Below are 26882 nucleotides of genomic sequence, written 5' to 3'. Positions count from 1 at the left end.
TAATTATTAACCTGTGAATATCGCGGTTAATCAGGATAGAAAAAATCGGCAACATGGCTAAAATTATCGTTACTGGAGTCGCAGGCTTTATTGGTTCTCATCTTGCAGAAACATTGCTACAACAAGGAAACGAAGTAATCGGGATTGATGAATTCAATGATTATTACGATCCGATATTAAAGCGAAACAATGTTGCACACTTGTATCGTTTACCTAGTTTTGCATTAATTGAAGGAGATATGCAGTTTTTAGATTGGCAGAAACTCCTAAAAGATGTTGATGTAGTTTACCATCAAGCGGCACAAGCAGGGGTCAGAGCAAGTTGGGGTAAAGCTTTTCGAGGCTATACAGAACGAAATGTTAACGCTACACAAGTTTTGCTGGAAGCAGCTAAGGATGCTAAACACTTAAAAAGATTAGTGTTTGCCTCTTCATCTAGTGTATATGGTGATGCAGAAACATTACCTACCCACGAGAAAATTTGTCCTCAACCGGTTTCTCCTTACGGCATTACAAAGCTAGCAGCAGAGTTTTTGTGTGAACTGTATTACAAAAACTTTGGTGTGCCCTGTGTGACATTGCGCTATTTCACAGTTTATGGCCCCAAACAGCGCCCAGATATGGCATTTCATAAATTTTTTCAATCCATTTTGCACGATGAGGCGATTCCTATTTACGGCGATGGCCAGCAAACGCGGGAGTTTACCTTTGTTAGTGATATTGTCGCCGCTAATTTAGCCGCCGCTACCGCACCCCAAGCAGTGGGAGAAATCTTTAATATCGGTGGTGGGAGCAGGGTGGTTTTAGCAGAAGTTTTAAATACGATTGAAGAAATTGTTGGGAAGCCAATCAAAAGAAACCACATAGAAAAAGCGATGGGAGACGCGCGCCACACGGCTGCTGATGTATCTAAAGCACAGAAAATTCTCGGATATCAACCGCAAGTCTCTCTAAAAGAGGGTTTGACGCAGGAATGGGAGTGGGTGAAATCTTTGTATTCCCTATCTTCCTAATTTTCCTTATTCTCTTTATCCCTTAGCTAGTAGTCAAACAACACCTTGGCGCACAGCACGCTTGCGTAGGCGTAGCCCGTCGTAGACATCGCTTTTACGAGTACCCCCAGCCATCTGATACTCGTGGCTATTATTACCATATTTATGAGCAATACCACGCAAAATTTTCTCAGAATAGTCTGCTAAATCCTGTTCATTTTCGACGAGCTGGGTTAGTAAGACATCAATAGTAGAGAGGGTGGTATTGTATGCTTCTAGAGATTGCCGCACCATTTCGATTTTTTCAGTGTAATCTTTGACTGTTAACCCCTCTCCAACATCGAGAGTTTGACTAACAGATTTAACGCTTGCTAGACGTAGTTCAGCTTTCCCAAGAGTACGTGAATTGCGTTTTCGCCTTCCCATAATTAATACTCATTTTCTCAATTTCTCATAACTCTATAGTGGACATTTGTTGAAGAGGTTGCCATACGTGGAATTGTTGATTTTTCTGAAAAAGCCTAAAATTTGTTTGCTTTATACCAATTCGTAATTACGAATTTTGAATTACCAATTGCGAATTGGTTTAACATCAAAGCGGAAGCTGCTACAGCTTGCGCAAAACACGGAAACGTGAAAGCGGAAGTTGCTACAGCTTGCGCAAAACACGGAAACGTGAAAGCGGAAGTTGCTACAGCTTGCGCAAAACACGGAAACGTGAAAGCAGAAGTTGCTACAGCTTGCGCAAAACACGGAAACGTGAAAGTGGAAGTTCTTACAGGGAAGGCGGAAGCTGCTACAGACTGCGCGAAACACCGAAACGTCAACCCTGGAGCAATATTTTTTGATGCGATCGCAAAATTCCGAAATTAACTAATTGGGGAGTGGAGAAGGAAATAACAGCGTTTTTACCTTATATCAAGCTTACGCCCTGAGAGTTTTCTTACTTAACTTTCTGCTTTTCAAACATCTTATTTATACGTTTTATGCTTAGAAAGGAGATTACTATCAAATCTAAATTTGTTATTAGAGCATCAATCATCTCTTTGATTGGAGCTTCATTAGTTGCCTGTGGTGCTTCTCTAAGAGAATATAAAAAGTTTGCCAACGCTGGACAAGAATATGCAGATGCACTAGATACTTTATTGGTTACATCAGGAAACTACGTTGTTGATGCCAATTCGGAAAAATTGCTGCGTAACCGCCTAGAAGATACAGTCAAAGCTAGTGAAATGTATATCGACATTACTAAACAAGATAAGGATTGGCTTATGATAATTGGACGAATGCGCCAACATACCGATCTACTCCAACGCTACTTTATTGCTTTAGAAAATCTAGCAACCTCAGATTCCCCAACACAAGCACAAGAAGTTACTGAAGATATTTTCACTCAATTAAATAATGTCAGCACTGATATTCAAGGTAATCCTCTTGTCTCTGACAAAATTGGCTCTGCTTTATCTGAAATTCCTAAAATTATATTGAGTAATAAAATTAAAGGTGCGTTGAGAAAAGAATTAGAGCAGAGAAAAGAAACGATTTACCGAGAGCTTGCTATTCAGGAATCAGTACTTGAACTTCTTACTATTGAACTACAAAGTAATTTAAAAACCATTCAAAAAAATCAGGAAGAGCGTTTACTCTTCAGACCTTATACGGCTGCCGATCCAATTAGCGATCCTGACGAATGGATAGAAAAACGGCAGAAGATTTTGACGATAACACTTTCGATAGAAGCTTTGAATGATGCTAGTGAATCAGCCAAAGACTTCAAAGAAGCTTTTCAGTTACTTTTAGAAGATAAGTTTACTATTGCACGCGCTAATGAACTTTTATCTGAAATCAACTCTCTAGTTAATGTAGCTGAAGAAATCAAAAATAACTAATAAATAAAAGGAAAAATAATTTTATGTCAGAGATATTGTCTAATATTGATAACAAGAAAAAATTAGAATTTTTTAAAAAGATCAAAGGCATAGAGGAAAAATTATATGAAATTGATATTGAAAGTAAATTTATCAATCCAAAACAGAAAGAAGAATTTAAAGAGTATCGTCAGAAATGGACGAGTTGTGTCAACAAAGTCAGAAACAAAATTGGTACTATTCTAGTTAACAAACTGGAGGAAAATGAAAAAGGTTTTGAAGATGGTATTAAAGCGATAAATCAAGAAATTCAGGAAATAAATAATGCTGTAGGTTTCTTAAATATTTTTAGTAAGACAATTGAGATTATTGAAAATATTGTTGGCTTAGTAATTTGACATGGCATAAAGTTTCAATTGTCTTAAATTTAACGTGAGTTCGACGGCTCTAAAAACCCCACTTCCATTCCTCTCCCCCACAGGGAGAGAGGCTTTGAAACCCTAATTTTTTCGTTGTCAACTAAAAATATTTCTGCCCCTCTGTGCCTCCAAGAGGGGTTGGGGAGAGGTTCATCGAACTCACGTTAATGAATGTTTGGTTTCCTGATGTCAACCCAACCGACGGGGATGAGCGATCGCACTGCGGTTGACCGCAGGTTATCGTACTTACCAATAACGAGTAACTGCATAATTGTCTAACACTGTATCTACGCTAACGATCGGGATCTTTTCTGTGAGTGCTTGGGCAACCAAAAGCCGATCAAAGGGATCTTTATGATGGAATGGCAAAGTCACGATTGCGGCAGCATGAACAACTTTAATCGGTAATATTTCAAATTCATTAACATAGATTTGATGCTCCATCCATGTTTCAAAATTTTCAGGAATTTGATACTTACCAATACTAACTTTGATGGCAATTTCCCAATACGAAGCAGGACTGAGCAAGATGTCATTGAGAGGATCGACAATCAAATCACATGCGACTTGACTAAGGGCACTATCGTTGAGTACAAACCAGAGAAATGCTTGAGTATCGAGCAGAAATTTCATGGTATGTAGTCGTGAAAATCTTCCAAGTGCGTTTCATCTTCGGACAGGATGGTTAGTGTTCCGATTGCACTACCGGGCTGGCGAGGCTTCCGGGGTGGTTGGAATTCGCCAATCAATCTGGCAATGGTGCGATCGCCGGAAAAAATCTGCACTTCTTCACCGGGTTGCAGACTTGCAATCAGTTCAGGTAGACGAAGTTGAGCTTCTGTTAATGGAATCCGTGTCATTGTTTTGTACTTTTATGCGTTAGCCTAAAGTTTTGGCAGAGCCATCGCTTTTGCTTAATTTTACAAGTATCTTAAATTTAGGCGATCGCTTGTCTAATTAGTTTAATCCTTAGCTTACCTATTCCCATGATTGAAATTCATCAATGGCGCTACGAATTAAGGAAGTTATTTGAGCGCGACGGGTTTCAAAGTTGGCAGCGATGTAAATCAGTAAAATGCCAACTAACAAGCCAACTACCCATTTTAAAAAGGAGTACTGCAAGCTGAAAATTACCGATTGATAGATTGTCGTAATTAAAAAGGTGGCTGTACCAATGTAGAGAAAAGCTCGTACTCGCAAAGCTAATCCAGCAAAAATAGCGATGAGACTGAAAATTCCCGGAATCCAAGCTGTATTTTGATTAAATAAAATTGCCCACCCACAAATTAAACCACTCCCTAGCACTCTCAGAATGTGACGAGCGGTTTTGTACTCTGGTAGCTTCAGTTGGGTATCCACTTGAGCAATATAAAGCAGCGATAACCCAATTGGTGTTACATACCACAAAGCATCAGTCAGGTGTAAGGAATCAAACCAACGGTAAAGTGCCCAATCAATCAACGCTACACTAATATAGGTGAAACGGATGTTTTCGCCTACTTTTGCTAAAAAGATGTAAAATCCAGCTGCGAGTACTAAAGTTATGGGGTAAGTTTGCAATCTAGTTTCCCATAATATTATCAGAGGTGTGATGTATGCAGCTTGTTGCCAAGGTCTTTTAGACCAACCCCAATTTTCCCAAGGTAGGATGTACAAAAAGTAGGCTACTACACAAGCGATCGCACCATTCCAAGGAACTAATGGCCCAGCCCAAAATCGCCCTACTGCTGTCTCTCGCCAATAAATCCTCATGCCGGCTACCTCTAATAAACCAAGGTAAACCCACATCTCGGCGATTGTAATTCTTCCCAATATCCTGGGGGAAGTGGGTAAATTTCGTCCCTGAAAGATGGCGTAGCGAATCAAAAATACTCCCGTTCCCAATCCCACCAAACGGTTAACTGCAATGGGAACAGGAATGGCAGCCATTAATAAACAGCTACTCCAAACCCAGTGAATATGGGCAATTCTTTTCAATTCTTGGGGAGTTAGATGTAAGTAGCTGACTAGCCAAGGCGACAAAATGCGGTAAGCATACATGATACTCGCACCAAGGGCAGACATGGCAATTAATCCATCACCTAACGCTCCTCCTGAAGCTTGTGACATTTGATAAAACAAAAGTTCATAAGCAGAAATTGATACGCCAATAATTCCTAAATACAGCAAGGGTTTGAAGCTCTCGTGTCGTCGCCCCACGCCAATAATAATTAAAGCTACACCCAAGGAATACAAACCTGTCCATTCGGTGAAGGTGTTCAAACGCAACAATACACTGAATGCACCATAAATTAATGGCAAAATGTGCAGACTGCTAGGAAACCTTTCTAATTGATGTCGTCGCCGCCACCACTCGCCGACAAGTTGAGTAATTAAACCCAAAGCGATGTTTGCGATCGCAATTCTCACGATTGAACGTTCCCCCAACCCTAACCCTTGGGCAATCAACAATTCCAAACACCAACCAATGCCATAAAATGCCCAATTTGTCGGTTCGCGCCAACTGCGATAAACAATGGCTGCCAAGGTAATTACAGTGCCAATTAAGAACAAAAATCCTGAAGTCGTAAACCCTTGGTAAATCAGTACTGAGTGCAGCGTCAAACTTAATAATTCAACGCTGCATAAAGCGATCGCCCATTTATCGCTGGCGGCTGCATAGATAACTGCTAATTCGTTACCGCGTCGGCTGAAAACTGTCCGCGCTAACCATAGACTGAGAGTTGCGATCGCTCCGACAACAAACCAACCAGCTACCGCTAGGCGAGGTAAACCAGGTACACCCGTCCACAGCAGCACGCCAATGAAACTTAAAACAAATCCTTCTGTAATTACCGCAGATACTTGGTTGCGCAAATAGCGGGTATTTACAAACATCAATCCAGCACCTACAGCCAAACCGATTAATCTGATTCCTGGTAGTTGTAAAGTTAGTAGCTGGGCAATTATTACAGCCAAGACACTCAAGTAACGGCTAGTAAGCCGCCGCTCTATAATTGCGGCATTGGCAACACCTGTCAGAGCTAAAGGCGTAACTAGCCATAAAACTCCCCAATCAGATCGCTCGTCAGTGATGCCATACCAAGATGATTCTGAATTCATCCACAACAGGAAAAAACTCGCTGCGGCTAATCCTAAACCGATATCCCATGCGCTACGTTGCCATAGTCCTTCCTGCAAGCTAAATCGCCATTCTGCAACCATCAGAGCCAATAAAATACTTGCCCAGCATTGTTGAGTCAGGCTGGGGAATAACCAATTAATGGTAAAGCAAAATGTCAGCACCCCCATGATGTGAGTTAGGTATACCAGGAGAAGGGATGAGGGGGAGCGGCGTTGAGTAACAAATGCCAGAGTGGCGGTAGAAAATAGCAGATTTAGCGATCGCAATGGAGGATTTACAAGAGCGATCGTTGTTAAAAAAGCTCCAAATAACAGGGTAAGCAGTTCGCCAAATTTAGCTAATTCTCGTTTTTGGCGGCGATACAAATTATCTGTAAGCGCCACCATCAAAATTACGTAGGGAAATAAAGCTATACCCAGTAGCGCCCAAGGTTCATTTTGAGAATTGGTGAGTTGGGTAGTAGTTGCGATCGCTAATTTCTGTAAGTTATCGGGTACTAATCGCCAACCTAGCAAAATTGTCTCTAAGCCGATGACGAAAACCCCTGCAAAGTCTCGCTTTAAACTGTACTGCCACAAGCGACTCCCCACAAACCACAAACCCAAACCACTGACAGCTATTGCTTGCCAAGGATAATTTACTACCGATACCACCCAACCCAAAAAGAGTAAAACCCCACCAAGTCTTTCCCAGAGTAAGAGAGATGAAGGAGACAAGGGAGACAAGGGAGACAAGGGAGACGAGGAGTATATTAATGTTACTTCCCCTGCTCCCCCTGCTCCCCCTGCCCCCCTGCCCCCCTGCTCCCCTGCTCCCCTGCTCCCCTGCCCCTCTGCTCCCCTGCCCTGCTCTGCTAACCAAGTCATCAACCAGCCGCAAATGCCAATAGCTAACCCCAACAGTGCGACATCTACCTTGGTAACAAAAATTGCCCGCACCAACAATACTATTAAAGAATAAATAATTACAGCAGCAGGTAAACTAATACTTAACCTACGGCGATCGTCGCTGACAGTACGAGGCTGTTGGAAAAGATTGTAATAAACAGTAATGATAGTTGTGGCGATCGTTGCCAGATAAACAGCAATTAAGGGAAATCCTCTTAACTGCCAACCCCAATGCAGATAACTCAGCCCTAGAATATTTATCAGAGGTAATTTGCCAGTATGTAAATTGGTAAAAATAGTCCGATTTTTGGAGAGTAAAACAGTTATAGCAGTCAGGGTAGGGCAGGCGATCGCAACTACAATCCAATCCACAGGATTTTGCCACAATTTGAAGCTATCCATTGCCCAAAAATTCACTGGCACCAACAAAAGAGTGGCAATCAGCAATGTCTGAGCCGTCAATCTGAGGTTATTTTGCCTAGTCGCCCAAAAGCTTAATCCCCAAAAACTCAAAGTATAAGCAAATAAAACCCCGTACTGTCCAGCAGCAGGAAACCTCGCCCATTGACTAGCAGCCAGTACCCCAGAAGATACAACTACCAAGAAAACCCCTAGAAAAAGTAGCCAACGCACACTCAGTTCTGCCCCCAAGGACTGCAACATTGTGCTGATGAAGTTGGGTTTAGCTGGTTTTTGTTGTGGTTGTTTACCGCTACTAGATTGTAAAGCTGCTACAGGCAACTCCTGCACGGAGTCGGAAGTTGCAAATACTACCTTTGTTTGAGCTTCAGCCTGGGGTTGCAACACCACCGCACACACCAGAAACTCTCGACATAACTGCCTGACTTGGGTATCAGATATCAAACCTAAACGCAACCATATATCCAATCCTTCCAATAATTGAGGATGGGAAGATGGCAATCTGATTTCAATTTTTAACGGGCGCTCAAGGGGCGATGACATAAGCGGCAGCAGTACCAGTATATACTTAAATTATTTGTTTAATTAAAGTATATTTTTGCTCTAACTGTGCAACTTATCAGGCTAATTGATATTAATTTTTAACCGCCAAGCGAGATTCAAATGCCAACTATCTGCTTTTAGTTTCCACTTGCAGTCTCCCAGGCGGTAGATGTGCCCGTATCCTTAGTTTAATTAGCTTTTGTTATTTTCCAGAGAAAGTCGTCTACCTGCTGTAACTTTGAGTTATAAACTTTTTCAATTCCAGCTTTTAAGAAATCAGATGGCTCGAACAAGAATAAAAATATGTCACTAAAGCCATTAGTAATCTCTGGTAACTGATTTTTTCCTACAATTTGGAATTGCACTTTTGGCTCGATTAAGTTACTAAGTACTTGTAGTGGTGGAATGATGTTATCCTCATCACTAATTAAAAGCGGTTTCTTAGCTTGATTAATAATATGAGCAATGTGAGGATATTCTTGGTATTTTTCAGGGAATTGGTTCCACCAAATCTGCGGTTGAGAGTGAACTATACAAGATACAACCCCGCCTATAACTACCATAAATGCTACAAGTGACCAAAACTTTTTTTGCCAAGCTTTAGTAGAAATAGACGTAATCTTAGTGGTAAATAGGTAAGCAACAGCTAACTGTATCCCTAAAACAGAAGGAAGTGTATATCGACTAGTAGCATATCGTTTTAAAAAGACGAAATCTATTATCAGTAAGGGAAGCCCTACTGATGCAATCAAGGTTAAAACAAATAACCAAACTTTTTTAGAGGTTCTTCGACATAAAAAATAGATTGAGTAGCCGATTATAACTAAAAGAATCAAAATAAAAGGAATTAAGAAAAACTTAAGTTTTCCAGGCTCGTTAGGACTAATACCTAAATCAATAAACGCACGACTAAAAATACCAGCCCACCTTACAGCTGACATAAATACTGTTTGTTTAATATTCGCCCAAGTTACTGCTTCTGGCTGAGGATTGGTAATAATAATCCAAATCCAAGGTACAAAAGTGATAAAACCCGCAAGCGATGATAGCAGGTAATAAATTAATGTTTTACTCAATCGAAAGCGTTCGATTGTAACTACATAAATTCCTTGTGCAAAAGCAACCAAGGTAAAAAATAGATGAGTATAAAACCCTATTGATAATGTTGCTGCATAAATAAACCAATTAACATTTGTTTTCAAGCGCATAGCTCGCAGCAGTGCTGCACTCGATATTAAGATGGCTACTATTGCTAAACTATACGATCGCGCTTCTTGTGCATACACGATATGAATAGGTGAAACGGCTACCAACCCGATGGCTATCCACCCGACTAGTGAAGACTCAAATAATTCTTGACATAGCCAATAAAGACAAGGAAAGGTAAGCAGACTAATAAATGCCGAAAAACTTCTGATCGCTGCTATAGAATTGCCAAAGCACTCTACCCAAAACCGGGTCATCAAGATGTATAATGGCAAAATTTGCGAGTCTTCTACAATAATTCCTTTAATTGTATCAATTGTATTTTTTTCAGGATTAGGATACTGGTATTTATGTAAATCTTCTAGGCCAATCAAACGACCATTACCTAATTGCTTCCTCATTTCTGACTGCGTATAGCCAGATACGCGTAATGAGGATAAAGCTTCATCACCCCAATAAATTTTTTTATCAATATTAACGAAGCGAAAAAATACACCTATTACTAATAGAACTATGATTAAAAAACGTAACCAATATTTAGAAATAGTCCATTTATGTGATATCTGCGTTTTCTTTTGTGGTAATTGCTTTTTCATGTAGTTTTCGATCTCCTCAAGGCATTAATCAACCTTGGTAAAAAATCAACTGATAATTTTTTATTAGCGTGTTGCTAATGAAAAAAGCAAATTAGTATCTCTGAATAAAAGAGTGAACTAAAATTAAGATTTATCTAATTTACGAATTAAATATAAGGTCTTATTTTCTTATCAACCAGTATCAAATTGTCTACAAACATTTTAATTAAAAAATTTTACTTCAAATAATTATTTAAATATTGATTTTGCAGTTTTTTGCAACACGTAATTATTATAAATATAATTGTTTCTTTGTCATCCTACAGTATAAATTAATCAAGAAATAAAATACTTATGTGAAAAATAAAAAGATTTAATAAACTTTATATGAAATAACTCTAAGTACGTCTCACTGGATCTGAGAAGCTTCTTAATATCTGTGTTCCGAATTTTTACTTACCTTTTCCCGGACTAAATCTACCATTGTTACAGCAGTCTAAAATACGGCAAGTGTATACTACGGTAAACCGATCAATTTATAGTAATATATTAGAACTGCGATCGCTTCCTTTGGTATGTAGCCATTAAGCGCAAGCAACATATCTCAAGTAAACGGACGAGTGCGAACACCGCCCGATCGATCAAACTATGGAGAATTGAGATGAGCAACAAACACATTGAAGTCAAACAGGTAGCAGGTTTCATCGGTGCCGAAATCAGCGGCGTAGACTTGTCACGTCCTTTGCACGATGATGCAGTCAAAGAAATTCGTCAAGCACTATTGAAGTGGAAAGTCGTGTTCTTTCGCGGTCAAAACATCGATCATGCGGCACAGATTGCATTCACGGCTCGTTTTGGTGAAGTGACTTACGCACATCCCCACGAAGACGAGCCGATTGAAGGCTTCTCAGAAATCTTGCCCATTGACCGTAGCCGTTACGAGCGGCGCAATGGTCTGCGTCGTTCCAGCTATGAGAGCCGTTGGCACACCGATGTTACAGCAGTTGTCAACCCACCTGCGGCATCAATTTTGCGTGCGGTTAATGTCCCTAGCTTCGGTGGTGACACACAGTGGACAAATTTAGTTGCAGCCTATGAGGGTCTGTCAGCACCCCTACGGGCATTAGCAGACACATTAAAGGCCGAACATCGCTTCAATGCGCGTTTGAATTTGCCCAGCAACAGCAAGATTGCCCAGCGCATCGCAGCCAATCCCCTGGTTTCAATCCATCCAGTGGTAAGGGTTCATCCTGAGACTGGTGAACGCGCATTATACGTCAACCCTGGCTTCACCTCGCACATAATCGACGTATCACGACAAGAGAGCGACTTGCTGCTTGAGTTGTTCTTCAACCAGATTACCAAGCCCGCCTACACCACCCGCTTCCGCTGGAATAACGGTGACATTGCATTCTGGGATAACCGCGCTACCTCCCATTTGGCCCCTCAAGACTTGGATCACCTGGAAGTCGAGCGCGTTCTCTATCGCACCACCATCACGGGCGATGTTCCAGTTGGGCCCGATGGTTTCCGATCGCAAGTGGTTGAAGGTGAGGCGTTCAACAGCGAACTACCAACCGTATTGAAGAACAAAGCTGAGAAGTTAGAACCAGTATCAGCACTTTCATAAGCTACAGAGTGGTAAACAAGGGCTGCGCTGTTCGTAGCCCATACCTACTGAAATTTTTATCGGCAGATTTTTACCGATATAGTTGGTTATAAGTTGGTATATTTGGTACTATTTTACCTAACGTCAATTTTATGGAAGAAACCCTTCAAACGCCTTTTCTATGAAAAGAAGACAAATTTTTGGCTTTTTGGGTATAGCGATCGCTGGCTTGCTGCTAGCAATTGGTTTACCTTTGGTTCCTCCTTCTCCTGTAATAGCACAGTCAAACACCAGCATACTTGTGTCCGCAGCTGCCAGCTTAAAAGAGGCACTGGAAGAAATTAAGCCTTTATACCAACAAAGTAAATCAAATATCAATATTAATTATAATTTTGGGGCTTCTGGTGCATTGCAGCAACAGATTGAGCAAGGTGCGCCAGCAGATATCTTTATTTCTGCTGGCAAAAAGCAAGTGGATGCTTTGGAAGAAAAGGGACTGTTGCTACCAGGTAGCCGTACTAACCTGGCAAATAACCGTCTAGTATTGATTGTGGCTCAGGATGTTGTTGGCATCAATAGCTTCTACAATTTAACAGATAGTAAGATTAAAAAAATTGCGATCGGTGAACCCAGAAGCGTACCCGCCGGTCAATATGGTGAGCAAGTCTTAAAGAAATTGAAACTTTACGATCGCCTCAAGTCGAAATTGGTCTTTGCTAACAATGTGCGTCAAGTTTTAGCAGCAGTAGAAAGTGGTAACGCCGAAGCGGGTTTAGTTTATGCCACTGATGCCAAAATTTCCAACAAGGTAAAAGTCGTAGTTGCTGCTGATGATAAATTTCATTCCCCAATTGTCTATCCGGTAGCAATAATTAAAAGCAGTAAAAATCCTTCTGCTGCCAAAGAATTTGTTCAGTTTCTATCTGGCAATGAAGCCAAAACTGTACTCAAAAAATATGGGTTTATTGTGAGTTAAAATAAGGGGCTTAAGTAAGGGGCTTAAGCCCCTTGTTGATTAATTGAAGTTTAAGAAGCTGTAGACTGTAATTTTTCTAGTCGTGCCAGCACTTCTGAACTGTGAATAGTTGGGTTGACTTTGACAAAAGTCTCGCGCAAGACGCCTTGAGGATCGATGATGAAACTGTGGCGCATAGATAAAAAGCCAAGCCACGAACCGTAAGCTTTGCTCACTGAACCATCAGTGTCAGCCAACAAGGGGAATTTGAGTCCTTCTGAATCACAAAATTTGGCGTGGGAATCAATGTCATCAACACTAACGCCAATAATCTGGGTATTTTTTTCGAGATATTGGGGTAAGTCTTGCTGAAAACGACGAGCCTCTATAGTACAACCAGAGGTAAAGTCTTTAGGATAAAAATACAGGACTAGCCATTTACCGCGCAAGTCAGAGAGGGAAATTTTGCCATCACCTGTGTTGGTTGGCAAAGTAAACTCAGGTGCGGGTTGATTAATTGGCGGAAGTTTACCACCCATAGCATCAGCAGTAGGGGTAAAATTCAGCCAGCTGATGACAGAAATACAGCTGGCAAATAATATGCTTAAAAAAGTGCGGCGGGAAATCATGGTGTAAACCAGAATCACAACTTTACACAAGTTTACAATTCTTGGTTGCGAGAAATCTTATTCTGAATGAGATTCGGCAGGGGTATCTGTACTTTCGATATATTGACTATCTAGGAGAAAGACACCCCTAGCAAAGCGAATCCCCCAATATCCACCGGGTCTGCGGTCAATCACTATACCTTCTTCGCCCATGTGAATTACATTAGGGGGGCGTAGCATGGGCATAGGTTCAGCAGTTTTGACATAAGCTGGTAGCGCCACAACACGGACTTTACTACCAATTGCGAATTCTTTTGACATTTTAATCAAGCGGAGTTTTGATTAACTCATAACTCAAAACTAGCTTGAAAGTCTACTAAATTGAGTAGGGGAATAAATAGGGAAAGGGAAAGGGGATGAAGTTTTTCCCCTTTCCGCATCTTCTGCAAGAAGTCTATATAATCTATTTTGGGATTGAGATGGGCGGCACTGCCCACCCCAGAATTATTATTTTTTGAAAGATGATTATTGAGGATTGCCTTGTTGACGGCGTGAAGGAGCATTTTGACGGAATTGCTCTAATTTTTGACGCTGTTCTGCGGTTAAGACTGCTTGAATCTGTTGTTTCTCAGACTCGCGAATTTGTCGCATTTGGGTTTTTTGGGCTTCAGTTAGATTTAAGTCAGCAAAACCACCCTTTCCTCGACGTTGACCGGGTTGCCGTTGACCTGTTTGCCCTTGAGCTTTACGCGCTTGCCATTCAGCCCGCCGTGCTTGTTTGGCTGCCTCTAATTTTGCTTTTTGTTCTGGGGTCAAAACTGCTTCAAATTTGGCGCGACTATCGCGACGAATTGTCTGAATTTGGGTTTTTTGGGCATCTGTTAGACCCAACTCTTTCCAAGGGCCTCTTTCTTTTTGTGGAGTTTGTGCAAGTAACAGGGGTGAAGGAGAGGCTGTTTGAGCGTGAACAGCAAAGGAGGTTGCAGTTAAAGTGAGAGCGATCGCGGAAGCAACTAGCGATAATGCTTTGAGTTTCATTACTTATCTGGTGGGTTTTTCCTGGTTGGATGCCACCATCATAAGAACTTATCTTCAGCAGTTACATGAGGAGAAAGTCATGGTTATACCCATGACTTTAGTCATGATTGACAAGAGATAGTTAAGAGGTAGAAGTTAGGAGTTAGGAGTTATAAATTATGAAAATTTTGATTATGATGATTTTATCAGTCATTATTTAGCTGATTGCCTAACGAATTTGTTCTTTGAATTTGCTTTTAATTTCTCAATCAAGGAACCAATTAAGCGGAAAAAGCATCTGTTAAAATCTTCGGGATTATTCACTTCTAATTCCTAACTTCTAACTTATAACTCATCACTTCTAACTGGAGCAACGCGACTAATGAGTCGTCCAATTGAAATTAAGAAACATCCTTTTCCGTCTCTGCTTTATCTGGAGTGGACATTACTGGCAATCACCGCATTGACAGCTGTGATACCACCTCCGTTACGGCGATTTCGTCCCAAGCCTCTAGAGCTATCAATTTGTGGTGCATTTCCTGACTTGTCAGTTTGTAGCATATTGCCAGAACTATCAATTTTTAGTCTGATTATTTTTGCGGCAATGGGCTTAACATTACCCAGAAAAAATCAGACAACTAAAGTAATATATACAGTCATTGAAATTTTATTAATTTTAATCATTGGACTTTTTGGAGAAAGATTTGCTCGGCTTTTTCCTTTTTTATATATAATTTTAGTGACTCGTAGTTGTCTGATTTTTCAGTTAAATGGACGCTTATTCGTTACAGCTTTGTCATTTGCCTTATTTTTAGTTACTACACAACTAAAATATCAATTATTCAATTTTCAAGCATCGCCGCAGGCACAAGAGCGATATCGATTTTTGATTTTGAATTCGTCGCTAGTATTTGGCTTAAGTTTGGTTTTTGTATTGTTGATGATGAATGCAGTTTTGTCTGAACGGCAAAGTCGAGAAAAGCTAGCTCTTGCTAACGACAAACTCCGTCAATATGCCATGCAAATTGAAAATCAAGCTACCTTAGAAGAACGTAACCGTATTGCTCGTGAAATTCATGATTCATTAGGACATTCTCTGACTGCTTTAAATCTGCAATTAGAAACTGCTTTAAAACTATGGCAATCTAATCCAGGTAAAGCTGAAACATTTCTTGCAACTGCAAAGGAATTAGGTTCAAAAGCGCTAAAAGATGTTCGTCAATCTGTTTCTACTATGCGTTCTAATCCATTACAAGAACAATCTTTAGAAGATGCGATCGCTAGTCTTTCAGAAAATTTTTATCGCTTTAATGGAATATTACCAATTTATCAAATCAACCTGGAATATTCTCTACCACCTGAAATCAATACTGCTATTTATCGGATTACTCAAGAATCTTTAACTAATATATCTAAATATGCCTATGCCACAGAAGTAAAATTGGAACTCACTACGACTAAAGGCAATTTACAATTGATAATTCAGGATAATGGTAAAGGTTTTGATGTCAGGCAAAATACCACTGGTTTTGGACTTCATAGTATGCGCGATCGCACTTTAGCACTTGGGGGTCAGTTTAATATTAATAGCGCTCTTGGCTCTGGCTGCAAAATTACAGTTAATATTCCATTAACAAGGTTAACATAATGATTAAAGTCTTGCTGGTAGATGACCAAAGTTTAATTCGCCAAGGATTAAGAGCATTATTGGAATTAGAACCAGATTTAGAAATAGTTGGAGAAGCAGAAAACGGCGAACAAGCAATTAATTTTGTTGCAGAATTTCAGCCAGATGTAATCTTGCTAGATATCAGAATGCCGATTATGGATGGAGTTGCAGCCACAAAGGAGATTCAAAAACGTTTTGCCAAAACTAAGATTTTAGTACTAACGACTTTTGATGATGATGAATATGTGTCAGCAGCTTTAAAAAATGGGGCTATGGGTTATTTATTGAAAGATACACCATCAGAGGAATTAGCTGTTGCTATTCGTGCCGTTCATAAAGGATATACGCAATTAGGCCCAGGTATAGTTAAAAAGCTGTTGACCCAATTTTCCCATGTTGCACCAACTCATTCACTGCCTTTACCATCTAGTTTAGCTGAACTTACTCCTAGAGAAAAAGAGGTTTTGCGATTAATTGCTACAGGCGCTAGTAACCGAGAAATAGCTCACGGACTCTACATTTCTGAGGGGACGGTGAAAAATCATGTTACGAATATTTTAAACAGATTAAATTTGCGCGATCGCACTCAAGCTGCGATTTGGGCAAATACATATTTATCGTATTTGAATGAGCCAAGTTAAATAATTCGTAATTATTTACTGAGCTATTTATACAAATAAAAAAATCATAACTTCCGCATTAATAAAGTAGACAAGAAATGATTGAATAAATCAGCAAAAAGCAGGCGATCGCTAGAAATGCCATCGCTCATCACCTTAAGCAAACTGATTGTTAAGCTTGAAGCTAAAACTGTATAATGGACATTTACATAATACGCTTGTAGTATGTAAATTAATCTCATTGGGCTTAATTGTTTTATGGAAGTCATTTTGGGTGATATCACAAAGTTAGAAGTTGATGCCATCGTCAATGCTGCAAATACTAGTTTGCTTGGGGGTAGCGGCGTAGATGGAGCGATACACAAGGCATCTGGATCAGACCTAGTTGATGAATGTAGGTCACTTGGAGGATGTAAAATTGGCGATGCTAAACTAACTAAAGGATATCGCTTACCTGCAAACTTCATCATTCATACCGTAGGCCCAGTATGGCGAGGAGGTAATGACGGAGAACCCGAACTTCTAGCCCAGTGTTATTATAAATGTATGCAAATTGCCGCAGATAAAGAGTTTAATAGTTTGGCATTTCCTTGCATTAGTACTGGGATTTATAAATATCCTAAAGCTTTAGCGGCTGAGGTGGCAGTGAAAATATGCGATGAACAGCTACAAAAGAATGGTCGTCCACAAAAAATAATTTTTTGCTGCTACGATCCAGAAAACTATGAAATATATGCGAATATTTTAGGGATTACGCATTGACATAAATAAATCAATATTCATTAGAGAAATTACTTTTAAACCGCAGATGCACTGAGAATGATACTTGCATGGGAAAGTTTTCCGACTTGAGCAAAGTGTCTGTAACACAAAGAGAAAGAAGGAGAGTTTTCGAGTTACTTTGAAAGGGATACTCTAAAAATAAGTTTTTTGATAGCTTATTTAAATAATTCCAAACATTCATTTTTTAAAACGTCTTTTGTGACTTTTATTTTCTGAAATGAATTAGCGATTACCTCTTCGCAAGATATACTAATTTGTGATTGATTTACAGTAATTAAATCTTGAATTGAAGCACCATATACAATCTCTGATAAACCACTCCAAACACAAGCAGTTGCACACATCGGACAAGGTTCGCCAGTTGTATATATGCTATAACCTTCTAAAGAGGGGTTTTTCAATTTAGCTGTTAAACTACGAATAGCATTGATTTCTGCATGGGCTGATGGATCGTTGTCTCTCTTTACAGTATTATGAGCTACGGCAACGACTTCGTTATCTTTAACAATCACTGCACCGTAGGGTGCATCGCCTTTTTTTGCTTCTGCCAATGCTAAACGCATAAAAGATTCTGAGTTCATATAAGCTGAGGTTAACATAAGGATAATGGTTAATAATATCGTATTTCTAATGTTATAACTGGGAATTAAGATGTTTTAATGGTCGAATATGTTACTGAGCAGACAAGAAACAGAGTTTTACCTAGAAGACCTAGAAACACCAATAGGTAAAGCAATTAATTTAACCCTTGCCTCTTTGGTGCTAATATCATCAGGAATTTTTGTGGCAGAGACATATAATATTCCTGATGATATGCGGTTTCAGTTAAATGTAGCTGATACTGCGATCGTCATCATCTTCGCTGTGGAATATTTGCTCCGCCTGTGGAGTGCGGAAAACAAAATTAAGTATATTTTTAGTTTTTATTCGATTATTGACTTAATGGCGATTCTACCATTTTTTCTCGGTATGGTAGATATTAGCTTTATCCGCCTATTACGATGGTTTCGGATTTTACGATTAATTAGATTTATAGATAGAAAGTTTTTATTCGCTAGTATCAGCAGCGAAGATGGGATGATTTTTGCGCGAATATTATTTACATTATTTGCAATTGTTTTTATTTATTCTGGCTTAATTTATCAAGTCGAGCATCCGGTTAATCCTGAAAATTACGGTACATTTTTGGATGCATTCTACTTCTCTGTTGTCACAATGACAACTGTAGGATTTGGTGATGTTATTCCAATTTCGGAATCAGGACGTTTGCTAACAGTATTGATGATTTTTACCGGAATTGCATTGATTCCTTGGCAAGTGGGGGATTTAATTAAGCAAGTAGTGAAAACTGCTAATCAGGTAGAAATAGTTTGTTCGGGTTGTGGTTTAGCTTTCCATGATGTAAATGCTGGGTTTTGTCAGAGATGTGGGACTAAGTTACCTAGTCGCAGGATTGATTAAATATCTGGTGAAATTATAGCAGGAGGCAGGAGGTAAAACTATTGCTAGCTCTAGCATTCACCCTTTACAAATGTCCTAACTTATGTAACTACGGCTATAAATATGCGTTATCCATCATCCTTGGAGAGATGTAGCACTGCTACGTCTCTCCGTTCTTTTTAACTCCTATAGGATATCTCCCTTGATGAAAACCCAGGTTCAGTTTAAGGTGTCGTCTGCGGTGGATTCGTGGAATTAGGAAATGGAAGAGTTGGTACAATTACGGGTACAGGCTTTGCTTTTTCGCCTTGCAGTTGAATTTGGGCTTGATTGCGGCCCTCTATTGCTTGTTGGTAGTTAGGCTTGTATTTTATTGCTCGATCGTAAGAAGCGATCGCATCTTGAAACCGTTTTAAATTTAATAGAGCATTGCCTCTACTATACCAGCTTTCGGAATGGTCTGGTTTATAACGAACTGCCTTATTATAAGACGCGATCGCATCTTCGTATTTCTGCAATATGTATTGTGAATTTCCCAAATTATACCAGAGTTGATAGTTATTTGGCTTAAGTGTCGCCGCTTTACTATAAGCTTTTATTGCTTCTTCATAGCGTTTGTTTTGATGCAGCGACCATCCCAAATTATACCATGCTTGATAGCTTCTGGGGTTGTATTTAATTACTTGATTAAAAGATTCAATCGCTTCTGGGTAACGCTGTAAATTCAGTGATATATTACCTCTAAATAACCAAGCTTGGTAATAATCTGGCTGATATTGCACCGATTTATCATAAGCTGTAAATGCATCTTGATAGCGTTTTAAATTGACTAGTGCATTCCCCAAATTATACCAGGCTTGCTCGTAGTCTGGTTTTAAATCTACGACTTTTTGATAAGCGGCGATCGCTTCTTCATATTGTCTAGAGTTCTGCAAAGCTAATCCTTTTTTATACCAAGCTTCGTAATTATCTGGTTTGAGTTCAATTGCCTTTTCATAAGACTTAATTGCTTGGTCATATTGGTTTAAATTGCTGAAAGCTTCACCCCTAGCATTCCAGACTTCTGAGTTGTCATTCTTTAATTCTAAGGCTTTATCAAAAGAGGCGATCGCTTCTTGATATCGCTGTAAATTTCCTAATACAGTACCACGTCCAATCCAAGCATCTAAATAATCTGGCTGAATTTGAATTGCTTTGTCATACGCCACTAATGCGTCTTTGTATTTTCTTAATTTATTTAGTGTTTTGCCTTGACCATTCCAAGCTTGAGCATAATCTGGTCTGAGATTAACGGCTTTTTCATATACTTCTAGCGCGTCTTGATAGCGTTGTAAATCAAAAAATGTATTTCCTTGTTTAGATAATTCTATAGCATTATTTGAATTAATGTAATTCCAAATAAATATTGATGCTATTCCGCCAACAGTAAAGAAAAATATTGTTAGTAAAATTTTACCTAAAATACCTTTTTTTGGTTCAGGTTTGTTGATATTTTTTGGTGGAGGAGGAGTTAACGCTATTGTCTGAACAGGTGGTTGTCTTAATTCTTTCAGCGCTTGTAATGCCACTGTTGCCGAAGGATAGCGTTGCCGAAAGTCGTAGCACACCATTTTATCTAAGAATTGAGAAAATTCTGGTGTTACCGTGGCTTTATCGTGCCAGATAATTTCATTAGTATCAGCATCTTTTACTATTTCCTCTGGTGATAATCCAGTGAGAGCTTGAATAGCAATGATTCCCACAGCATAGATATCACTGCTTAATTTTGGCGTACCATGAGCTTGTTCCCCAGGAATATATCCAGGCGTACCGATAGCTACTGTTGCAAGAGTTTGACCTTGGGGAGTAATAACTTGAGTTGCAATTTGTTTAACTGCACCAAAATCAATTAAAATTAGTTTGCCATCTGGTTGGCGTCTAAGAATATTGTGAGGATTGACATCACGATGAATTACATTCTGTTGATGGACAAATTCTAAGATTGTCAAAAGTTCTTGTAAAAGTGAAATGACTTCTTCTTGACTGAGGATTTTACCTGATGTTAATTCTTTACTCAGGTCATGACCTTCGATCAATTCTTGTACAAGATAGAATTCGGCATTTTCCTCAAAGTAAGCTAAAAGTTGGGGAATGCGATCGTGAGTTCCTAATTTATACAGAACTTGTGCTTCCGTATCAAATAAACGCCTAGCTGTTTCCAAAGTTACCGGATCGCTTGCCTGGGGTTTGAGTTTCTTAACAACACATAGAGGTGAACCAGGTAATTGGGTATCACAAGCCACAAAAGTTTCACCAAAACCCCCACCTCCCAAGTTACTAATAATTTGGTATCTTCCTACAAGTGTGTTTCCTAGCATCTTGTTTGCCTAGTTAAGTGCAATGCGATCTGATTTCAATCTTGCCACAGGCTAAGAAGGAGTGATGGAAGCAGAGGAGGCAGAGGAGGCAGGGGAGGCAGGGGAGGCAGGGGAGGCAGGGGAGGCAGGGGGAGAATAACTAATGACGACAAATGACAAATGACCAATGACCAATGACAAATGACAAATTTATATGATTCCTATTAGTGATAACATTCGTTGTCGAAATAAACCAATTATTAATTACTGGTTAATTGGCATTAACCTGGTTATATTTTTATGGGAACTTCAACTAGAGTTTAGCGGTCAATTAGGCTATTTTGTCAATACTTGGGGTATGATTCCAGCGCAGATTAGTGGAGCAGTTACCAATGCTCTCTTTTTCAACTCTGCTGCTTGGATAGTTGTAATTTGGCGGGTATTTACCCTATTTTTTGGAATGTTTCTGCACGGCAGTTTTAGTCAAATATTAGGAAATTTACTATTTTTGTGGGTTTTTGGGAAAACTGTAGAAAATCTTTTAGGACACAGACGTTATTTAGGATTTTATCTGGCTGCTGGTCTAATGACAGGTGTAATACAAATTCTGCTTGAACCGAGTTTGACAGTTCCATTGATTGGGGCAAATGGTGCGATCGCAGCTATTTTAGGAGTATACGTTATGAAGTTTCCTAAAGCTACAATTGACACTGTTTTACCGCTAATAATCTTGTATATCCCTATCCAGCTACCAGCCTTTTTCTATATATTTTGGTGGTTTGTACAACAATTATTTTATGGTATTGGCAGTTTAAATATTCCTCCTGTTGGCGTAAATCAATCGGGTGTTGTCTTCTTAGGGCAAGTTGTGGCATTATTGATTGGTGCAACTTTCATCCGATTCAAGAAATAAATTTTAATTTAGCAATCTAGCTATTATTTCTAAGGTGGGCACTATTAAATTACTGATGTCATAAAGCTGAATTTTGATATTTTTGGCAGTGCTTACCTTACAGTTATTGAAACTCATATATACCTTTGGGCTGAAATATATAAATTGTTTTTGCTTAATAAAGCATAATTAATCAAACGCTGACGCTGATATTAAATTTTATTTTTAAATTTTTAATTTTTAATTCCGCCTTGCAGTACTAGGGAATATTTACTCTTCAAGTGGATATTGTTAAATATTAACGGTGTAGAATATGCAAAATGTTGAGAAAATTAACTTTCAACTTACTGAAGAATTAGCAGTTTTGCGGCAACGGGTAGCTGAGTTAGAGCAATCAGAGATATTTTATCAACAAAGGCAAGCAGCGCTTGAAGAACAATTAACAGAACTAAAAAGAAAGCTGCCAGTAGAAGCAGAAAATCCTTATATTAAACTTAAGGAAACATCTGCGCATCTCATGCCTACAGAGGTAGCAGTAATTTTAGAGCAACTCCAACAAGAAATTGCGGCGCGTCAGCAGTTAGAAGTAGTCCTTAGAGAGAGTGAAGAACGGCTGAGGCTGACTCTAGAGGTATCCCAGATGGGCTTGTGGGATTGGAATATTGTTACCAATCAAGTTATTTGGTCGGAAAATTATGAACTACTTTTTGGTCTACTTCCAAGTAGTTATGATAGTCCTTATGAAACGTTTAAAAAATGCGTTCATCCTGAAGATAGTCAATCTGTAATGCAAGCGATCGCCCACGCTTTGACACAAAAGACTGACTACAATGATGAATTTCGTATAGTTCGCTCAGACCAAAGTACACATTGGATTTATGCTAACGGAAAATTTATCTATAACGCTCAAGGCCAAGCGGTGCGAATGATCGGCGTTTGTATGGAAACTACTGTGTGTCAGCAGGCAAAAGAAAGTACTCGCAAACTCACAACACAAGTCCAAGAACAGGCAAATATTTTAAATGCCATCCTCACTGCTTCAGTAGATCATATTTACATCTTTAATTGCCAAGGTCGTTATCAATATGTCAGCCGCGATGGAGCAACTATACTAGGTTTAAATCCCGAAGATATTATCGGTAAAAGTTTGCCAGAAATGGATTTACCCGCAGACCTAATAACCCAGGTAGATAATCAACGACTTGCTGTAATGAAAACTGGGCAACCGATTAAAGATGAGTGTAAATATATTACTCGTGATGGCGTACATTATTATGAATATATTCTCACACCATTACGGAATGTTGACCAAACTATTGAAGGCGTAATTACTGTTTCTCGCGATATTACCGAACACAAACGGGCAGAAAAAATTTTACGTGAAAGTGAAGCACGTTTTCGGCGTTTGTTTGAATCTAACTTGATTGGGGTCGCTTTTTGGAATGTGCATGGCTTTGTGATTGATGCCAATGATGCCTTTCTTCAACTAGCTGGCTACACTCGTGATGAGTTTGCTACTTTAGGTGGAATTAATTGGAGAGAACTGACTCCTGTTGAGTATCAGAATTCAGACGACCGCGCCCTTTTGGAGGTGCAAACCACCGGAGTTTCCAAAATTTATGAAAAAGAGTACATCCAGCGTAACGGCAAGCGAGTACCGATTGTTTTGGGGATAGCTTTGCTGAATGATTCCCAAGAACATGGTGTTGCTTTTATACTGGACATCACCGAGCGCAAATTGGCTGAACAAGAATGCGATCGCCTACTCGATTGCGAAAGGACAGCACGACAACAAGCAGAAATCGCCAACCAAATTAAAGATGAGTTTCTGGCGGTTCTCTCCCATGAACTGCGAACCCCACTCAATCCCATCCTGGGATGGTCGAAAATGCTGCGGACTCGCAAGTTTGATGAAAAAACTACTAACCACGCCTTAGAAACCATTGAACGCAACGCCAAGTTACAAACTCAGCTAATTGAAGATTTGTTGGATGTGTCGCGCATCCTGCAAGGAAAATTAAACTTGAATATCTGTCCTGTCAGCTTGGTAATGGTAGTTGAAGCAGTGCTAGAAACAGTAAAACTAGCAGCACAAGCCAAGTCAATTCAAATTAAAACCTTATTTGATCCCAATTTGGGACAAGTTATGGGCGACCCAAATCGGCTGCAACAAGTTGTGTGGAACTTGCTTTCTAATGCGGTAAAATTTACACCAACAGGAGGACGGGTAGAAATTCGACTCATGGAAGTTGGTAATCAGGCTCAAATTCAGGTCAGCGATACAGGTAAAGGAATTAGCCTAGACTTTTTGCCTTATGTATTTGATTACTTTCGCCAAGCTGATGGCACAACTACACGCACATTTGGCGGACTAGGTTTAGGATTAGCGATCGTGCGTAAGGTTGTAGAAATGCATGGGGGAAATGTTCAAGCCGAAAGTCTGGGAGAAGGATTGGGTGCAAGCTTCACTGTCGAGTTACCGCTTTTGGTGAGAAGCGAACAATTTCGGGGTGAAGAGAATCAGTCCTCATATTCAGAGCCGGAATCCTCGCTGCTTGCAGACACTCAAGTTTTGGTAGTGGACGATGAACCAGATATCCGCGATTTAGTTACCTTTATTTTGCAAGACTACGGCGTGCAAGTAACCGCCGTGTCATCAGCACAGGAAGCACTACAAGCGCTATCTGACTCGATACCAGATGTTTTAATTAGCGATATTGGAATGCCAAAAACAGACGGTTATATGCTGATGCGTGAAGTGCGATCGCGATCCCCTGAACAAGGAGGAAACGTACCCGCGATCGCTCTGACAGCTTATGCAGGAGAAATGAATCAGCAGCAAGCATTAGCCGCAGGATTTCAAATGCATATTTCTAAACCAGTAGATCCAGATGTATTGGTACAAGCGATCGCTGATTTGATTGAACCAAGTTGATACTAAATCCGTTTTTGAAGTAATAGACTTTTTGGATGAATCAATGAGCTTTCACCCTAAATCCCTCTCCCAAGCTTGGGAAAGGGACTTTGAAATTCGCTCCCCTTCTCCCAATATTGAGAGAAGGGGTTGGGGGATGAGGGCAAATTTTGCGACAATACAGTTCAGAATGAGCAACAAAACCCAGATTGTAGAGACGCGATGAATCGCGTCTTGAAAGGTCAATCGCATTGTTAGTCGATGCAATCGCATTGTTAGTCAATGCAATCGCCTTGTCAGCCGAAACAATCGCATTGTCAGCCAAAACGCGATCGCATTGTCAGCCAAAACGCGATCGCTCATGCTCAGGAACACTACTAAAGGTACTAGTTATCCCTTTGAGAATCGCTATAAGATGACAAAAAGGGTCTTCTAGATTTGGATGAAAATGACTGAGCAACGTGATGCTGATTTACCATCAACTGATTCTCAGCAATTGAGCGAACCGACCGACAAAACGATTACCAAGTCGGCCGATAATTCCTGGACAAATCAGATTGCTGGCGTATGGAACAAAGCAACAACACGTCTAACACAACACCTACCCGTAGAACAACTGGCACAGACAGTTGTTGAATGGTTTAGTGTCAGCGATACTCAGGTTGCAGAGATTTTAGAGAAAATCCGAGCCGAACTGCCAACCACAGAAGCCCTCTTAATTGGTAAACCTCAAGCCGGAAAAAGTTCCATTGTGAGGGGATTGACGGGAGTTTCGGCTGAAATTATCGGTCAAGGATTTCGCCCACACACGCAACACACCCAACGTTATGCCTATCCTTCCAATGACCTGCCGCTACTGATTTTTACTGATACAGTGGGGCTGGGTGATGTCAAACAAGATACTCAAAAAATTATTCAGGAGTTAGTTGGCGATTTACAACAGGAAACTCGTTCCGCCAGAATCCTGCTTTTGACGGTTAAAATTAATGATTTTGCAACTGATACCTTACGACAAATTGCTCAACAACTGCGCCAGAAGTATCCAGACATTCCCTGTCTGCTGGTAGTTACCTGCTTGCACGAAGTTTATCCTGGCGATACCGTCGATCATCCCGCATATCCGCCAGATTATCAAGAAGTCAACCGCGCATTTGCGGCAATACAAGAAGCCTTTGCAGAAATCACAGATCGCTCTGTACTCATTGACTTTACCTTAGAAGAAGATGGCTACACTCAAGTATTTTATGGCTTAGAAGCACTGCGAGATTCTTTAGCAGAACTACTCCCACAAGCAGAAGCCCAAGCGATTTATCAATTATTAGACCGAGAAGAAGTTGGCAAGCAAATTGGCAACCTTTACCGAGATACTGCACGCCGTTATATTTTGCCATTTGCGATTATGTCTGCAACTCTGGCTGCCGTACCTCTACCATTTGCCACAATGCCCGTACTGACTGCTTTGCAAGTATCAATGGTGGGACTGTTGGGTAAATTATATGGGCAGACAGTTACTCCCTCTCAGGCGGGAGGCGTTGTGAGTGCGATCGCAGGTGGTTTTTTCGCACAGGCAATTGCCAGAGAGTTAATTAAATTTATACCAGGTTTTGGGAGTGCGATCGCAGCTTCTTGGGCAGCCGCTTATACTTGGGCACTAGGCGAAGCAGCCTGTGTTTACTTTGGCGATCTAATGGGAGGTAAGAAACCCGATCCTCAAAAAATTCAGTTAGTGATGCAAGAAGCATTTAAAGCGGCGCAAGAACGGTTTAAGGGGATTAAACTTTAGGAGTAGTTACAATCCAGTTCAGGTGATTTGATTTTGAATTTTTTTGAATTCTTTCTCAAAACAAAGTAAAGCTTTCTGAAATCCATTCCTAGACATAACTATAAAGAAAAAAGCCCTAGTCGAAATACTTATTTAAAAGTATTTTTTATATCTGACTAGAGGCTGATGAAGATAAAGCATTTGATTAGTTTCCTAGATAAGGAGAGGCTACACAAAATCGGA

Annotated in this window: 24 protein-coding genes; 13 read left to right on the top strand and 11 right to left on the bottom strand. The window is 40.0% G+C overall.

Annotated elements, in window-relative coordinates:
- Positions 1-53 precede the first annotated feature (53 nt).
- Positions 54-1013, top strand: coding sequence for an NAD-dependent epimerase/dehydratase family protein (locus tag RMX89_RS06320; RefSeq protein WP_322688319.1), 960 nt, complete (start codon positions 54-56; stop codon positions 1011-1013).
- A 33-nt stretch (positions 1014-1046) separates the two neighbouring features.
- Here RMX89_RS06320 and RMX89_RS06315 read toward each other — a convergent pair whose 3' ends face one another.
- Positions 1047-1418, bottom strand: coding sequence for a hypothetical protein (locus RMX89_RS06315; RefSeq protein WP_322688318.1), 372 nt, complete (start codon positions 1416-1418; stop codon positions 1047-1049).
- Between the two features lie 207 nt (positions 1419-1625).
- Between RMX89_RS06315 and RMX89_RS06310 the strand changes: the two genes are divergently transcribed.
- From RMX89_RS06310 to RMX89_RS06300, 3 genes are all read left to right on the top strand, one after another.
- Complete coding sequence (locus tag RMX89_RS06310; RefSeq protein WP_322688317.1) at positions 1626-1865, top strand: hypothetical protein; 240 nt, start codon at positions 1626-1628, stop codon at positions 1863-1865.
- Between the two features lie 113 nt (positions 1866-1978).
- The gene (locus tag RMX89_RS06305; protein WP_322688316.1) at positions 1979-2881 is read left to right on the top strand and encodes a hypothetical protein; all 903 of its coding nucleotides are present in this window, start codon (positions 1979-1981) and stop codon (positions 2879-2881) included.
- A gap of 23 nt (positions 2882-2904) precedes the next feature.
- Positions 2905-3258 carry a hypothetical protein gene (locus RMX89_RS06300; RefSeq protein ID WP_322688315.1) on the top strand — a complete coding sequence of 118 codons (354 nt, stop codon included), beginning with the start codon at positions 2905-2907 and terminating at the stop codon, positions 3256-3258.
- A 267-nt stretch (positions 3259-3525) separates the two neighbouring features.
- Here the strand turns inward: RMX89_RS06300 and RMX89_RS06295 are convergent, their stop codons facing one another.
- From RMX89_RS06295 to RMX89_RS06280, 4 genes are all read right to left on the bottom strand, one after another.
- On the bottom strand, positions 3526-3912 hold the full coding sequence (locus RMX89_RS06295; protein WP_322688314.1) for a type II toxin-antitoxin system VapC family toxin: 387 nt from the start codon (positions 3910-3912) through the stop codon (positions 3526-3528).
- A complete protein-coding gene (locus RMX89_RS06290) occupies positions 3909-4139 on the bottom strand; it encodes an antitoxin of toxin-antitoxin stability system (protein ID WP_322670521.1) in 231 nt (76 codons plus the stop codon). The genes RMX89_RS06295 and RMX89_RS06290 overlap by 4 nt, the downstream gene beginning before the upstream one ends.
- A 118-nt stretch (positions 4140-4257) precedes the next feature.
- Positions 4258-8253, bottom strand: coding sequence for a DUF2157 domain-containing protein (locus tag RMX89_RS06285; RefSeq protein WP_322688313.1), 3996 nt, complete (start codon positions 8251-8253; stop codon positions 4258-4260).
- A gap of 188 nt (positions 8254-8441) precedes the next feature.
- Entirely contained in the window at positions 8442-10055 is a 1614-nt protein-coding gene (locus tag RMX89_RS06280; protein WP_322688312.1) for a glycosyltransferase family 39 protein, read from the bottom strand.
- Positions 10056-10695: 640 nt separating this feature from the next.
- Here RMX89_RS06280 and RMX89_RS06275 point away from each other — a divergent pair.
- Positions 10696-11664: a TauD/TfdA dioxygenase family protein gene (locus tag RMX89_RS06275; RefSeq protein WP_322688311.1), complete on the top strand. Its 969-nt coding sequence runs from the start codon at positions 10696-10698 to the stop codon at positions 11662-11664.
- 160 nt (positions 11665-11824) lie between these two features.
- Positions 11825-12619 (top strand): molybdate ABC transporter substrate-binding protein, encoded by a 795-nt coding sequence (gene modA, locus RMX89_RS06270; protein WP_322688310.1) that lies wholly within the window; start codon positions 11825-11827, stop codon positions 12617-12619.
- A gap of 50 nt (positions 12620-12669) precedes the next feature.
- Here modA and RMX89_RS06265 read toward each other — a convergent pair whose 3' ends face one another.
- From RMX89_RS06265 to RMX89_RS06255, 3 genes are all read right to left on the bottom strand, one after another.
- A complete protein-coding gene (locus tag RMX89_RS06265; RefSeq protein WP_322688374.1) occupies positions 12670-13227 on the bottom strand; it encodes a peroxiredoxin in 558 nt (185 codons plus the stop codon).
- Positions 13228-13284: 57 nt separating this feature from the next.
- Positions 13285-13527 (bottom strand): regulatory protein SipA, encoded by a 243-nt coding sequence (gene sipA, locus RMX89_RS06260; protein ID WP_322670516.1) that lies wholly within the window; start codon positions 13525-13527, stop codon positions 13285-13287.
- A 204-nt stretch (positions 13528-13731) separates the two neighbouring features.
- Positions 13732-14244 (bottom strand): P pilus assembly/Cpx signaling pathway, periplasmic inhibitor/zinc-resistance associated protein, encoded by a 513-nt coding sequence (locus RMX89_RS06255; RefSeq protein WP_322688309.1) that lies wholly within the window; start codon positions 14242-14244, stop codon positions 13732-13734.
- A gap of 361 nt (positions 14245-14605) precedes the next feature.
- On the opposite strand from RMX89_RS06255, the gene RMX89_RS06250 reads away from it, so the two are divergent.
- Complete coding sequence (locus RMX89_RS06250) at positions 14606-15871, top strand: sensor histidine kinase (RefSeq protein ID WP_322688308.1); 1266 nt, start codon at positions 14606-14608, stop codon at positions 15869-15871.
- The gene (locus tag RMX89_RS06245; RefSeq protein ID WP_094347645.1) at positions 15871-16533 is read left to right on the top strand and encodes a response regulator; all 663 of its coding nucleotides are present in this window, start codon (positions 15871-15873) and stop codon (positions 16531-16533) included. The genes RMX89_RS06250 and RMX89_RS06245 overlap by 1 nt, the downstream gene beginning before the upstream one ends.
- Before the next feature lie 44 nt (positions 16534-16577).
- Here the strand turns inward: RMX89_RS06245 and RMX89_RS06240 are convergent, their stop codons facing one another.
- Positions 16578-16754, bottom strand: a complete 177-nt coding sequence (locus tag RMX89_RS06240; protein WP_322688307.1) for a hypothetical protein — start codon at positions 16752-16754, stop codon at positions 16578-16580.
- Positions 16755-16770: 16 nt separating this feature from the next.
- On the opposite strand from RMX89_RS06240, the gene RMX89_RS06235 reads away from it, so the two are divergent.
- The gene (locus RMX89_RS06235) at positions 16771-17274 is read left to right on the top strand and encodes an O-acetyl-ADP-ribose deacetylase (RefSeq protein ID WP_322688306.1); all 504 of its coding nucleotides are present in this window, start codon (positions 16771-16773) and stop codon (positions 17272-17274) included.
- Between the two features lie 176 nt (positions 17275-17450).
- On the opposite strand, the gene RMX89_RS06230 is transcribed toward RMX89_RS06235, so the two are convergent.
- Entirely contained in the window at positions 17451-17876 is a 426-nt protein-coding gene (locus RMX89_RS06230; protein WP_322688373.1) for a nucleoside deaminase, read from the bottom strand.
- An 88-nt stretch (positions 17877-17964) separates the two neighbouring features.
- Between RMX89_RS06230 and RMX89_RS06225 the strand changes: the two genes are divergently transcribed.
- The gene (locus RMX89_RS06225; protein WP_322688305.1) at positions 17965-18756 is read left to right on the top strand and encodes an ion transporter; all 792 of its coding nucleotides are present in this window, start codon (positions 17965-17967) and stop codon (positions 18754-18756) included.
- A 203-nt stretch (positions 18757-18959) separates the two neighbouring features.
- On the opposite strand, the gene RMX89_RS06220 is transcribed toward RMX89_RS06225, so the two are convergent.
- Positions 18960-21092: a tetratricopeptide repeat protein gene (locus tag RMX89_RS06220; protein ID WP_322688304.1), complete on the bottom strand. Its 2133-nt coding sequence runs from the start codon at positions 21090-21092 to the stop codon at positions 18960-18962.
- Between the two features lie 193 nt (positions 21093-21285).
- On the opposite strand from RMX89_RS06220, the gene RMX89_RS06215 reads away from it, so the two are divergent.
- The 3 genes from RMX89_RS06215 (at position 21286) to RMX89_RS06205 (ending at position 26660) form a co-directional block, all read left to right on the top strand.
- Complete coding sequence (locus RMX89_RS06215) at positions 21286-21984, top strand: rhomboid family intramembrane serine protease (RefSeq protein ID WP_322688303.1); 699 nt, start codon at positions 21286-21288, stop codon at positions 21982-21984.
- Positions 21985-22276: 292 nt separating this feature from the next.
- On the top strand, positions 22277-24898 hold the full coding sequence (locus tag RMX89_RS06210; RefSeq protein WP_322688302.1) for a PAS domain S-box protein: 2622 nt from the start codon (positions 22277-22279) through the stop codon (positions 24896-24898).
- Positions 24899-25325: 427 nt separating this feature from the next.
- Entirely contained in the window at positions 25326-26660 is a 1335-nt protein-coding gene (locus RMX89_RS06205; RefSeq protein WP_322688301.1) for a 50S ribosome-binding GTPase, read from the top strand.
- Positions 26661-26882 lie beyond the last annotated feature (222 nt).

Origin of the sequence: Nostoc sp. DedSLP04 (assembly GCF_034530775.1) — a bacterium.
In the GTDB taxonomy this organism is placed as follows: Bacteria; Cyanobacteriota; Cyanobacteriia; order Cyanobacteriales; family Nostocaceae; genus Nostoc.
This window is presented reverse-complemented; position numbering and strand designations above follow the sequence as displayed.

Coding starts and splice junctions, on each gene's coding strand:
- RMX89_RS06205 (WP_322688301.1), top strand. CDS start 25,326: ATGACTGAGCAACGTGATGCTGATTTACCATCAACTGATTCTCAGCAA.
- RMX89_RS06250 (WP_322688308.1), top strand. CDS start 14,606: ATGAGTCGTCCAATTGAAATTAAGAAACATCCTTTTCCGTCTCTGCTT.
- RMX89_RS06235 (WP_322688306.1), top strand. CDS start 16,771: ATGGAAGTCATTTTGGGTGATATCACAAAGTTAGAAGTTGATGCCATC.
- RMX89_RS06255 (WP_322688309.1), bottom strand. CDS start 14,244: ATGAAACTCAAAGCATTATCGCTAGTTGCTTCCGCGATCGCTCTCACT.
- RMX89_RS06245 (WP_094347645.1), top strand. CDS start 15,871: ATGATTAAAGTCTTGCTGGTAGATGACCAAAGTTTAATTCGCCAAGGA.
- RMX89_RS06225 (WP_322688305.1), top strand. CDS start 17,965: ATGTTACTGAGCAGACAAGAAACAGAGTTTTACCTAGAAGACCTAGAA.
- RMX89_RS06285 (WP_322688313.1), bottom strand. CDS start 8,253: ATGTCATCGCCCCTTGAGCGCCCGTTAAAAATTGAAATCAGATTGCCA.
- RMX89_RS06320 (WP_322688319.1), top strand. CDS start 54: ATGGCTAAAATTATCGTTACTGGAGTCGCAGGCTTTATTGGTTCTCAT.
- RMX89_RS06300 (WP_322688315.1), top strand. CDS start 2,905: ATGTCAGAGATATTGTCTAATATTGATAACAAGAAAAAATTAGAATTT.
- RMX89_RS06240 (WP_322688307.1), bottom strand. CDS start 16,754: ATGAGATTAATTTACATACTACAAGCGTATTATGTAAATGTCCATTAT.
- RMX89_RS06315 (WP_322688318.1), bottom strand. CDS start 1,418: ATGGGAAGGCGAAAACGCAATTCACGTACTCTTGGGAAAGCTGAACTA.
- RMX89_RS06265 (WP_322688374.1), bottom strand. CDS start 13,227: ATGATTTCCCGCCGCACTTTTTTAAGCATATTATTTGCCAGCTGTATT.
- RMX89_RS06295 (WP_322688314.1), bottom strand. CDS start 3,912: ATGAAATTTCTGCTCGATACTCAAGCATTTCTCTGGTTTGTACTCAAC.
- RMX89_RS06230 (WP_322688373.1), bottom strand. CDS start 17,876: ATGAACTCAGAATCTTTTATGCGTTTAGCATTGGCAGAAGCAAAAAAA.
- RMX89_RS06210 (WP_322688302.1), top strand. CDS start 22,277: ATGCAAAATGTTGAGAAAATTAACTTTCAACTTACTGAAGAATTAGCA.
- RMX89_RS06275 (WP_322688311.1), top strand. CDS start 10,696: ATGAGCAACAAACACATTGAAGTCAAACAGGTAGCAGGTTTCATCGGT.
- modA (WP_322688310.1), top strand. CDS start 11,825: ATGAAAAGAAGACAAATTTTTGGCTTTTTGGGTATAGCGATCGCTGGC.
- sipA (WP_322670516.1), bottom strand. CDS start 13,527: ATGTCAAAAGAATTCGCAATTGGTAGTAAAGTCCGTGTTGTGGCGCTA.
- RMX89_RS06215 (WP_322688303.1), top strand. CDS start 21,286: ATGATTCCTATTAGTGATAACATTCGTTGTCGAAATAAACCAATTATT.
- RMX89_RS06280 (WP_322688312.1), bottom strand. CDS start 10,055: ATGAAAAAGCAATTACCACAAAAGAAAACGCAGATATCACATAAATGG.
- RMX89_RS06220 (WP_322688304.1), bottom strand. CDS start 21,092: ATGCTAGGAAACACACTTGTAGGAAGATACCAAATTATTAGTAACTTG.
- RMX89_RS06290 (WP_322670521.1), bottom strand. CDS start 4,139: ATGACACGGATTCCATTAACAGAAGCTCAACTTCGTCTACCTGAACTG.
- RMX89_RS06305 (WP_322688316.1), top strand. CDS start 1,979: ATGCTTAGAAAGGAGATTACTATCAAATCTAAATTTGTTATTAGAGCA.